Annotated in this window: 11 protein-coding genes; 4 read left to right on the forward strand and 7 right to left on the reverse strand. The window is 66.4% G+C overall.

The annotated features are described in order from the left end of the window. Positions 1 to 489 precede the first annotated feature (489 nt). Positions 490 to 3,294: a hypothetical protein gene (locus WME73_RS10835; RefSeq protein WP_437915608.1), complete on the forward strand. Its 2,805-nt coding sequence runs from the start codon at positions 490 to 492 to the stop codon at positions 3,292 to 3,294. Positions 3,295 to 3,392: 98 nt separating this feature from the next. Here WME73_RS10835 and WME73_RS10840 read toward each other — a convergent pair whose 3' ends face one another. The 4 genes from WME73_RS10840 to WME73_RS10855 all read right to left on the reverse strand — a co-directional run bounded on the left by WME73_RS10840 (position 3,393) and on the right by WME73_RS10855 (position 6,762). Then, positions 3,393 to 3,959 (reverse strand): hypothetical protein, encoded by a 567-nt coding sequence (locus WME73_RS10840; protein ID WP_437915609.1) that lies wholly within the window; start codon positions 3,957 to 3,959, stop codon positions 3,393 to 3,395. 43 nt (positions 3,960 to 4,002) lie between these two features. Next, on the reverse strand, positions 4,003 to 5,154 hold the full coding sequence (locus WME73_RS10845; protein ID WP_437915610.1) for a hypothetical protein: 1,152 nt from the start codon (positions 5,152 to 5,154) through the stop codon (positions 4,003 to 4,005). Positions 5,155 to 5,264: 110 nt separating this feature from the next. Beyond that, positions 5,265 to 5,804 carry a hypothetical protein gene (locus WME73_RS10850; RefSeq protein WP_437915611.1) on the reverse strand — a complete coding sequence of 180 codons (540 nt, stop codon included), beginning with the start codon at positions 5,802 to 5,804 and terminating at the stop codon, positions 5,265 to 5,267. Between the two features lie 10 nt (positions 5,805 to 5,814). Then, entirely contained in the window at positions 5,815 to 6,762 is a 948-nt protein-coding gene (locus WME73_RS10855) for an aldo/keto reductase (protein WP_437915612.1), read from the reverse strand. A gap of 123 nt (positions 6,763 to 6,885) precedes the next feature. Between WME73_RS10855 and WME73_RS10860 the strand changes: the two genes are divergently transcribed. Then, positions 6,886 to 7,329 carry a MarR family winged helix-turn-helix transcriptional regulator gene (locus WME73_RS10860; RefSeq protein ID WP_437915613.1) on the forward strand — a complete coding sequence of 148 codons (444 nt, stop codon included), beginning with the start codon at positions 6,886 to 6,888 and terminating at the stop codon, positions 7,327 to 7,329. 38 nt (positions 7,330 to 7,367) lie between these two features. Here WME73_RS10860 and WME73_RS10865 read toward each other — a convergent pair whose 3' ends face one another. Continuing rightward, positions 7,368 to 7,925, reverse strand: a complete 558-nt coding sequence (locus WME73_RS10865; protein ID WP_437915614.1) for a hypothetical protein — start codon at positions 7,923 to 7,925, stop codon at positions 7,368 to 7,370. 459 nt (positions 7,926 to 8,384) lie between these two features. On the opposite strand from WME73_RS10865, the gene WME73_RS10870 reads away from it, so the two are divergent. Then, complete coding sequence (locus WME73_RS10870) at positions 8,385 to 8,780, forward strand: GxxExxY protein (RefSeq protein WP_437915615.1); 396 nt, start codon at positions 8,385 to 8,387, stop codon at positions 8,778 to 8,780. A gap of 231 nt (positions 8,781 to 9,011) precedes the next feature. On the opposite strand, the gene WME73_RS10875 is transcribed toward WME73_RS10870, so the two are convergent. Together WME73_RS10875 and WME73_RS10880 are read right to left on the reverse strand one after the other, a co-directional pair. Next, complete coding sequence (locus WME73_RS10875; RefSeq protein WP_437915616.1) at positions 9,012 to 9,563, reverse strand: toll/interleukin-1 receptor domain-containing protein; 552 nt, start codon at positions 9,561 to 9,563, stop codon at positions 9,012 to 9,014. A gap of 830 nt (positions 9,564 to 10,393) precedes the next feature. Continuing rightward, complete coding sequence (locus WME73_RS10880; protein ID WP_437915617.1) at positions 10,394 to 11,563, reverse strand: toll/interleukin-1 receptor domain-containing protein; 1,170 nt, start codon at positions 11,561 to 11,563, stop codon at positions 10,394 to 10,396. 312 nt (positions 11,564 to 11,875) lie between these two features. Here WME73_RS10880 and WME73_RS10885 point away from each other — a divergent pair, with 312 nt between their 5' ends. Continuing rightward, positions 11,876 to 12,736, forward strand: coding sequence for a tyrosine-type recombinase/integrase (locus WME73_RS10885; RefSeq protein WP_437915618.1), 861 nt, complete (start codon positions 11,876 to 11,878; stop codon positions 12,734 to 12,736). Positions 12,737 to 12,741 lie beyond the last annotated feature (5 nt).

The following is a 12,741-nucleotide window of genomic DNA, read 5'->3' on the forward strand; positions in this document are numbered from 1 at the left end:
GCGTCAAGCGGGCGGCGCTCGACGGGCGCGCGAGGCGCCGGCGGGAAGGGGCGCGCGGCGGGGGTCCGGGGGCTGTCCTCTCTCGCACGCAGCGCCGCGCGGGCAGCGCGCGATGCCGGCCGATCGAACGACCGGCGCCGTGCTCCCGGCGCCGAGACGACGGCCCGACTGCGAGGCCCCCCTGCATGTTGCGCAGCCTACCATGAACCGCCGCGGCGCCGCGATGCTCTGCGACCGGATCACGGCGATCCGGGGGGTCGTCTCGAGGTCGCCGGCGCCGTCTGCCCGACTGGACTGCCTCGCACCGTCGCGACACCTCGGTAGGTAGCTCGGCGCAGGTGTGCCGAAGGCATCGATTGCTGAAGCAAAACCATTGCGATATTGCAATGCGAGCCGGCCACGACTACCCTTTAACTCAACCTTCGCGCTTTATCGTCTGCTTGCCATTCGAAATCATGTGAAGAGAACCCCACTCACCGGAGGTGACTCATGGCCTCGTACTTTGTCGTGCGCGATGTCCTCTGCCGTCTCGTCGCGGCGTCGGCGCTGCTCGTGGGCCTCGCGGCCGGCCGATCCGCCGAGGCGGCGTCGTCTTTCACCCTCTTCGAGAGCGGCCATGTGCGTCCGCTCGCGCTCTCGCCCGACGGAAAGCTGCTATTCGCCGTGAACACACCCGACAACCACCTCGAGGTGTATCGGGTCAAGGATCAGGGTATCGAGCACCGCGCCTCCATCCCCGTCGGCCTCGAGCCGGTGGCCGTGGCGGCGCGGAGCGATACCGAGGTCTGGGTCGTCAACCACCTGTCGGACAGCGTGAGCGTCGTCGAGCTGACCCAGGGGGCGCGCTCGGGCCGGGTCGTGCGGACGCTGCTCGTGGGCGACGAGCCGCGCGATATCGTGTTCGCGGGTCCCGGAAGGCGCCGCGCGTTCATCACGACGGCGCACCGCGGACAGAACATCCCGTTCGATCCCCAGCTCACGACCCCCGGCGTGGGCCGGGCGGACGTATGGGTCTTCGACGCCGCCCACCTCGGCCCGACGCTCGCCGGCGCGCCCCTCACGATCGTCACGCTGTTCAGCGACACCCCGAGGGCTTTGGCGGTGACGCCGGACGGCAGCAAGGTGTATGCGGCGGCCTTCCACTCCGGGAACCGCACAACCGCGCTCCACGAGGGCATCATCCCGAACGGCGGAGAGGCGGCGGGGGGCGTGCCCGGGCCGGCCACCAACGCGGAGGGGATCCCGCACCCGGAGACGGGGCTCATCGTCAAGTTCAATGGTGCCCACTGGGTGGACGAGCTGAACCGCGTCTGGGACAGCTCCGTCCGGCTCTCGCTGCCCGACAAGGACGTGTTCGTCATCGACGCGAACGCGAGCCCGCCGAGGCAGCTGCCCGGCGCCGCCGGGTTCTACACCGGCGTCGGCACCATCCTCTACAACATGGTGGTCAACCCGGTCAGCGGGAAGGTGTACGTGTCGAACACCGAGGCGGGGAACGAGAAGCGCTTCGAGGGGCCCGGGATCTTCGCCGGCCAGACGACACGGGGCCACCTGCACGAGAGCAGGATCACCGTCCTCGGCCCGGCGGGCAGCGTCACGCCGAGGCACCTCAACAAACACATCGATTACGACGCGTGCTGCGCCCCGGTCCCGAACGCCGAGAACCAGAAGAGCCTCGCCCTCCCGCAGCAGATGGCCGTCACGAGCGACGGCAAGACGCTGTACGTGGCGACGATCGGGTCGTCCAAGATCGGGGTGTTCAGCACCGCCGCCCTGGAGAACAACACCTTCACGCCGAGCACCTCCAGGCAGATCCCGGTGCCGGGCGGCGGGCCGACGGGGCTCCTGCTCGACGAGGCGCGGCGGCGCCTGTACACGATCACGCGCTTCGACAACGCGATCTCGATCCTGAGCACGACGACCAAGGCCGAGATCGCGCACGTGCCGATGCACAACCCGGAGCCGCCGAGCGTGGTCGCCGGGCGCCGGTTCCTCTACGACGCGTCGTTCGAGTCGAGCCACGGCGACTCGTCGTGCGCGAGCTGCCATGTCTACGGCGATTTCGACAGCCTGGCCTGGGATCTCGGCAATCCGGACGGGGTGGTCGTCGACATCCCGGGGCCGTTCGAGTCACACCCGCTGGACTTCGGGATACCCGACACCCACCACCCGATGAAGGGGCCGATGACGACGCAGAGCCTCCGCGGGATGGCGAACCACGGGCCCATGCACTGGCGCGGCGATCGCACCGGGGGCGACGACGAGCCGAGCGCGCACCCGGACAGCGGGACGTTCGACGAGGTGACGGCGTTCATGGAGTTCCAGGCCGCGTTCACGGATCTCCTGGGGAGGAGCGAGTTCATCCCCGAGGCCGACATGCAGGCGTTCGCCGATTTCATCCTGCAGGTCACCTATCCGCCCAACCCGATCCGGGCGCTGGACAACTCGCTCACCCCGGCGCAGCAGGCCGGGCGCGGCTTCTTCTTCAACAACGTGTCCGACTTCAGCGAGGAGGGCACCTGCGTCTCGTGCCATGTGCTCGACCGCCACGCGAACGAGGAGTTCGGCGTCGATGCGCCTGGCTTCTTCGGCGGCGATGGCCGGTACACGTTCGACCTGGAGACCGAGGCCTTCAAATCGCCGCACTTCCGCAATCTGTACCAGAAGGTCGGCATGTTCGGGATGGCGAACAACGATCTCTTCCCGGGCAGCGACGCGTTCCTGGGCGACCAGGTCCGCGGCTTCGGCTTCAACAACGAAGGGGGCGTCCCGACGCTCTTCCGCTTCGTGAGCTCGGCGACCCCCGACATGGGGTTCAACCAGTCGCCGCTCACCCCGGGGGGGTTCCCGCCGGGGCCGGAGGGGGACGTGATGCGGCGCGAGGTGGAGCAGTTCCTGCTCGCGTTCGACAGCAACCTGGCGCCGATCGTCGGGCAGCAGGTGACGCTCACCCGGCAGAACGCGGCCGTGGTCGGGCCGAGGATCGATCTGCTCCGCGCGCGGGCTGATGCAGGGGAGTGCGATCTGGTGGTCAAGGGATCGCACGACCATGAGGCGGCGGGGTTCCTCTACGTCGGCGCGGGCCTGTTCGTCGGCGACCGGCTCTGCGACGCGCCGATCCGCGACGCGGCGCTGCGGCACCGGGCCTCGCGCAATCGGGGCGAGCTCACGTACACGTGCGCGCCGCCGGGCTCGGGGGAGCGGATCGGGCTGGATCGCGACGGCGATGGATTCCGCGACGGCGACGAGGAAGACGAGGGCAGCGACCCGGCAGACCCGTCGAGCACGCCCTGAGGGTCGCGCCGCGCCCCTCGCTCGCGCGACTGCCCACATGACGGAAGCGCTGCTCGTCGCTCGGCGTGGCCTGGCGACGAGCGGCGCGAGGGGCGGCGCTACCCCGCCGGCCGGAGCCGGAATGCGCCGCAGTCGGGGTATTCGATGCGTCCGGCGAAGAGCGAGCCGTCGAACGCGAGGTCGCCCTTCATGCCCACGGTGACGTAGTTGGGCGGGCGCTCGAGCCAGGCGCCGGGCGAGAACGATGCGGTCCGCGTCTCGGCGTCGTAGCGGCCGCTCATGAGGTATTTGCCGGCGGCGCCGGACTCGGCATGATGAAAGCCGAACACGGCCTTGATCCTGTCGCCCTTGACCTCCAGGATCCGGAACGTCATCTCGGTCGTGCCCTGCGGGCAGTCGTAATCGCCGATCCAGGTTCGCGTCCGCTCGAACGGGTTGTCGCCGGGGAATTCTTCTGGCACCCAGCCGTCGGCCGCCGCTGTCGCCGCCGCCGGGGGCGGATCCTGGAGGACGATGTAGACCGTCTCGGCGGCGGGCGGCGGCTCCGGCGCGCGCGGCTCGGCCAGCGTGGGCGCGGGGCCGCACGCGGCCAGCAGGAGGGCCGCGCATGCGGCGCGGCGCAGGGCCGAGCGCCGTCGGGGGGCGGGGGCGTTCGCGGTACCCATGCGCGGGAGGGTACCATGGAGAGGGCCGAGCGCGGAGCGTGCTTCAGCGGCGGCAGCCGATGCGCTCGGTCGCGACGACGACATCGTCGTAGAGGATGGTGTGTGTGTCGGAGACGGTCATGCCGAGCTCTTCCATCTCCGCCCGCCGGCGCGCGTCGGAGTCGCGCTCGTAGTAGGCGTCGAGCATGAAGCTCTTGAAGCGCACGTCATCGCTCGATCGGAAGTCGAAGCCACCGAACGGCTCGGGCGGCGTGCACGCGCTGAAGTCGCACCCTCCCGTGTGGAACTGGGCGCGGAGCCAGGTGCCGTCGGGGTAGCCGGGGCGGTAGTCGCCGATCGCCACGCCGTCGATCCAGAACGCGAGCGCGCCGTCGCTCTGGCCGACCGTGTTGGCGCGTGCGTGCATCTCGACGCAGAACCATCGGTCGCGCGGGAACGGCGCTTGACCCGGCGGCTGGAAGACATTCCCGTAGTAGTACGTCGTGCCTTGATCGCCGGCGCAGCCAGGGGTGGCGGTCCCGTCGTTGCAGCGCCCGGAGCGCATCTTGTACCAGTAGGCGTAGAAGTTGAAGACGTCGTCGGTGGTCGTGTCGAAGTCGAACCAGAAGCCGTCGTCTCCGGGCGGCACCGTGTTCGCGAGGCCGCTGCTGTCCCAGCTCTCGGTGCCCGCCGCCATGCGCACCCAGTGGTGCGGGTTCGGGGCGAGCTCGGGGAAGCGCACATGGAAGCGCCAGTAGAGCGCGTCGACGCGCTCGTGGGTGACCCACGTGGACGACGAGATGTACGTCTCCTCCGCCAGATCGGCGGTCGTCACGGTCGAGCGGAGGTAGCCCTGCCCGGCGTGGGCAGCCGCCGCGTCGGCCTCGATGTGCAGATAGCGCGTGTCGGCAGTGGGCCCGTCCCAGCGCCCCCAGCCTTGCTCGAAGTCGTCGTGGAAGAGCACGGCCGGGTCACCGGCGAGCCCCACGTCGTCCGGGTAGCGCTCGCTCAGCGTGCCGGACGGCGAGGTGTCGCCGCCGCCCCCGCCGCCATCGCTCGTTCCGCCGCCCCCGCCGCCATCGTTCGTTCCGCCGCCGTCGGGGTGCGGTGAGGGCATGTCCGGCCCTGAGCCGCCGTCGCCGCCGGCGCTCGGCGTCGAGTCGCAGGCGGCGAAGAACAGCGCGATCACCAGGGGGAATTGCAGATGGTTCTTCATCCTTCCACGTTATCCGCTGCTCCGCCGCCTGCGCGAGCGCCCGGTCCAGAAAAGCGGAAGACCCCGTGGCGGGCGGTGTAGGTTCGCTGTCCGGCGAGCCGCGGTCAGGATCAGAGGGCGCAACCGGCTCTGGTGTGCGCGCCGCTTTCGTGCGTGGGTTCGCGACGGAGACGTCGTCCGCTCGCATCCACGAGGACGGCCGTCGCGACGATCGCCGCCGGCAGTGCATACCATCGTGATCGCGAGACCAGCGGCACGTACGTGCTGACGAACATGTACCCGAGGAACAGCGTCGAAAGCCTGCCAGCGACGCGTAGCGTCGATCGCGCTCGCGTCCCCATGCGCCTTGCCGCGAATGCGATGAAGGCGAGCGCATAGAAGAGGGCGAAGATGCCGAAGACCGCGGGCCATCCGCCGACGTCAGCGACGCTCCTACCGCCCGGGAACATGTTCGCGCCTCCGGTCGCCCGCACGAGCCCGATCACGAACATAAAGTGGATCGTGTGGGCGAGGATGAACCCGAGGTAGAACCCTTGCGAGCGTTGCCCCGAGCTCCGGAACAAGGCGGGCGCCACGAGCGCCGCGGCGAACAGGAGGGCGGACGCGCGAGCTGTCCAGTGGACGGCGAGGTAAAGGTCCGATGTGTGCACGATCGCTCTCCTATTCCCGCCACGCGGCCGTCTCACGCTCGAGGGCCTCGATTTCCGAGCTCGACAGCGCGAACGAGAGCGCACCCGCGTTGTGCCTCGCCTGCGCGCTGCTCTTCGCTCCCGGTATCGGGACGACGTCCTTCTGGATCAACCAGCGCAGAGCCACCTGGCCAGGGCTCCTGTCGCGCGCCTCGGCGATCTCCCGGAGCAGGCCGATGGTGCGCGACACCCGTGGCTCGTGCTTCGCTCGAAACACCTTCATGAAGCGCCGGAACCCAGCAGGCCGGCGCCCGTCCGCGTACTTCCCCGTCAGGGCGCCCATGGCCAATGGCATGTAGGCGATAAGCGTGATACCGAGCTCCCTGCAGGCCTCCAGCACGCCGTCGGTCTCCGGCTTCCGGTGCAGGAGCGAGTACTCGACCTGATTCGAAGCGAGCGGGATTCCCTGATCCGAGAGCGCGCGGTGCGCGAGGCGCATCTGCGCCGCGGAGAAGTTGCACACGCCGACCGCGCCGATCTTCTGCGCCCGTACGGCGTCGGCCATGCGGGTCATGACCCGAGGGATTGATAGCCAGGGGAAAGGGGAGTGCACCTGGTAGAGCTCCACGGAGCGGCGGTCGAGGCGCATCAAGCTCCCTTCGAGCTCGGCGCCGAGGTGGCCTGCGCCCGAGGACCGGAGCCGCGACGGGAACTTGGTAGCGATGAAGGCACCGGTGTCTCGCGTCAGCTCTCCGACCGCGCGCTCCGAGGCGCCGTGGCCGTACATCCCTGCAGTGTCAAACAGGCCGGCGCCGCTCGCGATGCTCTCATGGACAGCTGCTCGCTGCTCGTCCATGCCTCCGATCGGGCCGTACGCCGCCTGCCCGAGATCCAGGCGGCTCAGCCGCGACGGATCCCCCCAGTTCATCGTGCCTACCCCGAGCCGAGGGATCTGGAGCGAGGTCCGGCCGAGTCGCATGAGTCGGCTATCGTCACCACCGGATTTCATGGCCCACCTCAAAAGTTGAGCACATCAAGCATATGCAGAAGCTTGAGGTTGTCAAGCTTTGAGCTCGACGGGGTTTCCGAGTACCGTGGCCTCATGCCACGCTCATCCAAGACCCATGCCGTCGAGGCCAACGAGCTCGCCGCGTTTGCGACGGCCCTCTACCAGCTGGTGGAGACGCTGCGTGGCGAGCACGAAGAGGCGGCGGCCATGGCGGGCCTCACCGCGCCCCAGGCGATGGTGTTGACGCTCCTCTCGGAGCCCGCCTCGATGCGGCAGTTTGCCGAGCGCATGGGGTGCGATGCGTCGAACGTCACCGGCCTCGTGGACCGACTCGAAGCCAAGGGCCTTGTCGTGCGCACCGTCGACCAGGCGGACCGGCGCGTGAAGCGGATCGCGCGAACGCCGGCGGGCGATGCGGCGGTGAGCCGGTTTCAAAAGGAGCTGGTCCACGCGTCGTCGCTCGCGAAGCTGAGCCCCAAGGCGAGGCGAGGACTGCTCGCGGCGCTCGCGGAGCTCCGCCGCGATCGGGAGCCGTGAACCGCCTGACGACCCACGACGGCCGAGAGGTCGTGCCTTTAGCGAGACGCGCGACGTAGAACGGTGGACCCACAAGCCGCGCCAGCGGCCACTGGAAGCGCGAGAAACGCGTACCACACGAAGGGTACGACGTCCTCCGAAAGCAATCGCGAAAGCTCGCGCAGAAGCGGCGGCGGGTGCTCGAGCGCGACGGCCAACAGGGGTGCCAAGGTTGTGGCCCCGAGGATCGCGCCCAGCAGGGTCAAGGCGGGGCGCCTGCTGCCACCGGCGAGGGAGTCGCCGAAAAGCCAAACGAGGACGGCTACCGTCGTCGGTACCAGCAAGACCGGAAGGAAGGCGAGGGCCAAGCCGGCGGCTTCGTGCTGGAAATCAAGGAGCTCGATCGCGATGAGAGTCTCCGCAACAGCCGCTGGCCCGCCAAGTAGACCAGCCAGGACGAAAGCGCCGACACGGGCGGTGGAGCCGGCGGCACGCTTCGGAAGCACCGAGTACGCGCCAATCGCGAGGGCAATGTTGATGGCGGCGACGATCCCTGCCGGTACTCGATACGAGTTCGCGAGTTCGAAGAGAAACCGCAGAGGCTCGAGAGCTTTCATCGATCGCCCGTTGTTAGTCGACCCAACGACCTGTAGGTCTGTCGCTGCCCGAAGCGCCGCCGGTCGCCGCGGCCTGTCGGGCTACCCCGAGCTCGCCGATGGGCGACGTGGTCATAGCTTTTGAGCGCCTTGCGTTGAAACCCGGAGAATTTTCACAGGGAGGCGGGGAGGCGGGGAGGCGGGGAGGCGAGAGAGTACAGACAAGGGGGGAGGCGAGAGATGGGGACCATCGTTCGAACTCGCCCGGGGCCGGCTGCCTCCGGGTTGCTCGTTTGTAGGGCGGGGGCCGGGGACGTCAATTCGGCCCAACTGGGGCTGATCCTGCGTCGATGTACGGGTATGAACACAGAGTTGGCGATAGGGAGATTGTGGGATCTGTCCGAGCGAGTCCTCGGAGCGTACATCGAGGTGTATTGCCTCCTCGGTCCCGGGCTTCTGGAGTCCGCCTACGAACAATGATTGTGCCATGAACTGTCGCTCACCGGTTTGAGCTTCGCGAGACAATGGCCGCTGTCGGTGAGCTACAAGGGCGTCATGCTCGACTGCGGTGTTCGACTCGACGTTGTCGTCGAGGAGAAGCTCGTGCTGGAACTCAAGGCCGTCGATCACCTGCTGCCAGTCCATGAAGCTCAGGTGCTCACGTACCTGAAGCTGACGGACCTGGATGTCGGACTGCTCGTCAACTTCAACACGCCGGTGCTCCGCCGCGGGATCCGCCGCCTGATACGCCGCGGCGCGGAGGCTGTCCGGCTCGCCCGGTTTCGCATCGAGGACAACCACTCCGGCACCACCAGCCGCCCCGCATCGCCGCAACCCGAAGCAGCCGGCGCTGAGACTGCTGGTCCGAACGACTGATCCCGGCTCTCGCCTCCCCGCCTCCCCGCCTCCCTGTGAATCTCTCCCTCTCCATCTTCCTCTCCGCCCAACGACCTGGCGCTGTGCTGCGGTGCGCCATGTCGAGCGAAGCGAGGCTCGGCGCGACGTCAGCACCAGCGACGGGTTGGGCGGCCTAATCCCGCGTCACGACGGGATTCAACCTAGAGCAGTCCTCGAGGTGGCCACCGCTCAAACGGAGGCGGCCACCGCTCAAACGCTCCAGCGGACAGGGCCGACCTTGAGTGGAAGCGCGCGGAGCACCTCACGAAGCCCATCGAGATCATCTTTCGGGCGCACGAAGATGTATTGCTCCCGGAGAAGCGCCGGGACGGTTCCCTCGTGATCGCCGTCCTTGAAGACGAGCGTAATAATTGCGAACTGGTTCCCTTTCTTGGTCTTCTGCGAGACGGCGTAGTCGACTTCAGTTGCCAGGAAAGCCTCGTCCTTGAAGTTGGGGGTGATAAAGAAGATGGCTGCGCACGAGTCTTGGAACCCTTTGAGGATTCCGCGATGCAGGTTCGTGCCGGCAGGCATATCCTCCTTATCGAGCCACGGGTCGAACCCGAGAATCTTGAGCGTCTCGTAATAAGTGCTAACCTTGGCCTTGTCGGCACTCTTATGGCTGAGAAAAATCTTCATCGGGCGCATGCCCAACACCAGTTCGTGCCGGATCATCGCCTCCCGAAGCTGCTCATCGAGCAACTGGTTCGGAATTGCGAGCCGACCATCAGGCTGGATGACATCCTCGAACAGGAGGAGCATGTCCCTCGGTCCCGGTCGAAAGTGCGTCTCCAACCGATCTAGCACCGCGCGCCGGTTGGTTCGGTCGACGCGATCTACACCAACGACGCTCCTCGAGAGCGTCAACATGCCGCTTGACAGGCTGATCCCTCCGACCATTGTGTCCTTGAGGTGAACGAAGAGGGAATTTCCGTATCGAGCTTGAACGACATCGCACCCGCTAGCGATAGGCCAGTCAGGCACTTCGGGGTGCTCCTTCTGGAGCAGCTCGCGGTAACGGCTCATCAAAATATCGCGAAGGTCTGCCATATGCCTCTCAAAAAGATTTGGTCACTTACTGAGGCTGACGCCCTGCCCAATCGAGTCACTTCGTGGCCACGAGAGCAAACTGTCCCCCGCGGCAACGCATACACGTGCCGCTCGCTTGAACTTGACTACTGCAACCCGGCATCGAGCAGCCACCTGCCCTGCACTTCTTGCAGACGTAGACCGTCCCCCCACAGTGGTTCCCGTTCTTGCGCCTCCCGTTGCACGTCATGCCGCACCTCCATGGTCACTACTTCTGTCGCACACGCACCTAACAGTCTTCGCCCCTTCGGATCGGGCACTGCCGACCGGCTCGGTCTGTCCGTCCAACGCTGGCTTCAGCTGCGAACAACGGAAGCAAGCACAGCGGACGAAGGACGCTGTGCGCAGAGCCCTTGTTCTCCAGCTGCAAGCCAAAGTTGGGCTGCGACGCCGTGCGAAGCCGTATCCTCCATATCCTCCATCTCTTATGCGCCTCTTGACGGCCTTCCATCCATCCTTCTATCTGGCAGCCTTCCGGGCCTAGTTGGACAGCTCGACATCGACTAGGCATTGACGAATGAGTGACTACGCCTATGGAGGCACTCCGTCGGAACATTGCCCGGCGCCGCGCCGCACGCGCCACAATGGATGAGACCGCCCATCTTCTTCTGGAGAAATGAGTGGCTGTGCCCACGAAGGCAATTTGTTGGAGCGTCGCCCGGTACCACGCCGCACGCTCCACAATGAATGACGCCGCCTGCTTCCTTCTGGAGAAATGAGTGGCTGTGCCCACGAAGGCAATTTGTTGGAGCGTCGCCCGGTACCACGCCGCACGCTCCACAATGAATGACGCCGCCTGCTTCCTTGTGGAGAAATGAGTGGCTGCGCCCACGAAGGCAATTTGTTGGAGCGTCGCCCGGCACCACGCCGCACGCCCCACAATGAATGACGCCGCCTGCTTCCTTTTGGAGAAATGAGTGGCCGTACCCACGAAGGCACCTTGTTGGAGCATCGCCTGGCTTCACGCCACAAGACCCGCAGTATACGAATCTATCTGGCGAAGGCTTCAGGAAGCTGTGGCTTCCGGCATTGGCGCATGCCGTTGACCGCCCAGGGACCATTCCGCACCGGCCGCAATACACGATGCCGACACGTCCCGGAACCTTGGGCGTAGCAGATGTAGCAACAGTAACCGGAGCAACGGCTGGGAGCGCTTGCCCCACGACAAATTGTCTTTGGGCAGCGACCAGGGGCCCGGAGTGGTCTGCAGTCGCTCCGTTGGATGTATTGCGCGCCAACTCGGCAATCTCAGATGCAACTTCCGCAAGAATTTGGTCAATTTTCGCGCGGCGAGACAACGAGATAGGCTTCGCGTCCTTGGGTCGCAGTTGCATGCGTGCGAGCCATGCGACGTTTTCCCAAGAGCATGCGCGAATCAAGAGTGGATAAATCGTCATCCCGTCGCGCTCGTGCTTCTCAAATAGCCGGGGGACCTCGTGATCAACGATAAATGCCGATTTCAGGAAGTCGGCGGATACCAACAGTAGCGCGACACGAGCGGACAGCATCTCTCGATCCAAGCGCACGAAGCGGTTCTCGCCAGGCGGTACCTTTTGGTCGTCCCAGAGATCGAGTAACCCGGCTTGCTCAAGCACTCCGAGCTGGGCGACGACAAGCTTTCGCCAGCGCTCATCTTCGTGAGAATAGCTGATAATGACTTTGGTTCGCGCCATGCGTCACCGATAAACGAGAGTCTAGTTCCGACGGTCGAGTCGAGCCTACCCAAAGGGTTGCGGGTGTGCTGCGGTGCGCCGTGCCGAGCGTATCGATGTTCGGCGCGCCGTCAGCACCAGCCGCTTGTTGAGCGAAACCGCGCAAGCGCGGTAGTTCCAGACTGCGGCGCACGCCGATAGGAGCGTTGGTCGCCGCGCGCGCTCACCATGTCTCTCGTGGCATAGCTGGCCTGTCGCCAACTCGTATCGGTACCTGGTACTCTTGTCCTCGCACGGCGACGCCGTGTCGCCGCGCGTTCGACGGAGACGACCATGGTGACGCGTACGACCTGGCGGGAGCGGATGAGTGCGGACATGCGCCTGCGCGACCTTCGACCGCGGACGCAGGAGGGGTACCCGCTCGCGGTGCGGCAGTTCATCGATCGGGTAGCGCGGGACACAGAGGCGATCACGGACGAGGACGTACGCGCGTACTTCCTCTATCTCCGAGAGGAGAGGAAGCTCGCACCATCGAGCATCAACATCGCCGTGCATGCGCGCCGCTTCTTCTTCATCCACACCATGCAGCGCGACTGGAAGGTGTTCGATTTGCTCCGGGTCAACAAGCCGCGCATGTTGCCGGTCGTTCTGAGCCAAGGCGAGGCGCACGCGGTGCTCCACGCCGTGCGGCATCTCGTACGGCGCATGGCCCTGACGACGATCTACACCCTCGGCCTGCGGCTCGGAGAGGGCCTTTCGCTCGAGACCGGACACATCGACGGCCAAAAACTCGTCGTCTGGGTGTGCGATGGCAAGGGCGCCAAGGATCGCGGCGTGCCGCTGCCGTGCCCACTGCTCACGCGTCTGCGCCAGAACTGGAAAACGGAGCGGCCCCGATCCTCGGCACCGTACCTGTTTGTCCCGCAGGAGGGCGTCGTTCCCTTGCACGAGACGACGCTGCAGAAGACGTTCACGGCGGCAAGGGCGGACGCCCGCATCGAGAAGGACGCTACGATCCATACGATGCGCCACAGCTACGCGACGCATCTGCTTGAGGCCGGCGTCTCGCTGCGCACCATCCAGCAAGTGCTCGGTCACAAGTCGCTCCGCACGACAGAGCTCTACATGTATGTCACGCAGCCCGGCGCCGAGCGCTTGCAAGAGACGCTTGACCGGCTGATAGTCGATTTGTAGCGCGG

The sequence above is a fragment of the Sorangium sp. So ce302 genome, from assembly GCF_051530145.1.
Lineage (GTDB): Bacteria > Myxococcota_A > Polyangia > Polyangiales > Polyangiaceae > Sorangium > Sorangium cellulosum_B.

Bases quoted from the DNA above. Each gene is read 5' to 3' on its own strand.
- WME73_RS10865 (WP_437915614.1), bottom strand. From the start codon at position 7,925: ATGAAAGCTCTCGAGCCTCTGCGGTTTCTCTTCGAACTCGCGAACTCG.
- WME73_RS10860 (WP_437915613.1), top strand. From the start codon at position 6,886: ATGCCACGCTCATCCAAGACCCATGCCGTCGAGGCCAACGAGCTCGCC.
- WME73_RS10875 (WP_437915616.1), bottom strand. From the start codon at position 9,563: ATGCTCCTCCTGTTCGAGGATGTCATCCAGCCTGATGGTCGGCTCGCA.
- WME73_RS10840 (WP_437915609.1), bottom strand. From the start codon at position 3,959: ATGGGTACCGCGAACGCCCCCGCCCCCCGACGGCGCTCGGCCCTGCGC.
- WME73_RS10885 (WP_437915618.1), top strand. From the start codon at position 11,876: ATGGTGACGCGTACGACCTGGCGGGAGCGGATGAGTGCGGACATGCGC.
- WME73_RS10835 (WP_437915608.1), top strand. From the start codon at position 490: ATGGCCTCGTACTTTGTCGTGCGCGATGTCCTCTGCCGTCTCGTCGCG.
- WME73_RS10845 (WP_437915610.1), bottom strand. From the start codon at position 5,154: ATGAAGAACCATCTGCAATTCCCCCTGGTGATCGCGCTGTTCTTCGCC.
- WME73_RS10855 (WP_437915612.1), bottom strand. From the start codon at position 6,762: ATGCGACTCGGCCGGACCTCGCTCCAGATCCCTCGGCTCGGGGTAGGC.
- WME73_RS10880 (WP_437915617.1), bottom strand. From the start codon at position 11,563: ATGGCGCGAACCAAAGTCATTATCAGCTATTCTCACGAAGATGAGCGC.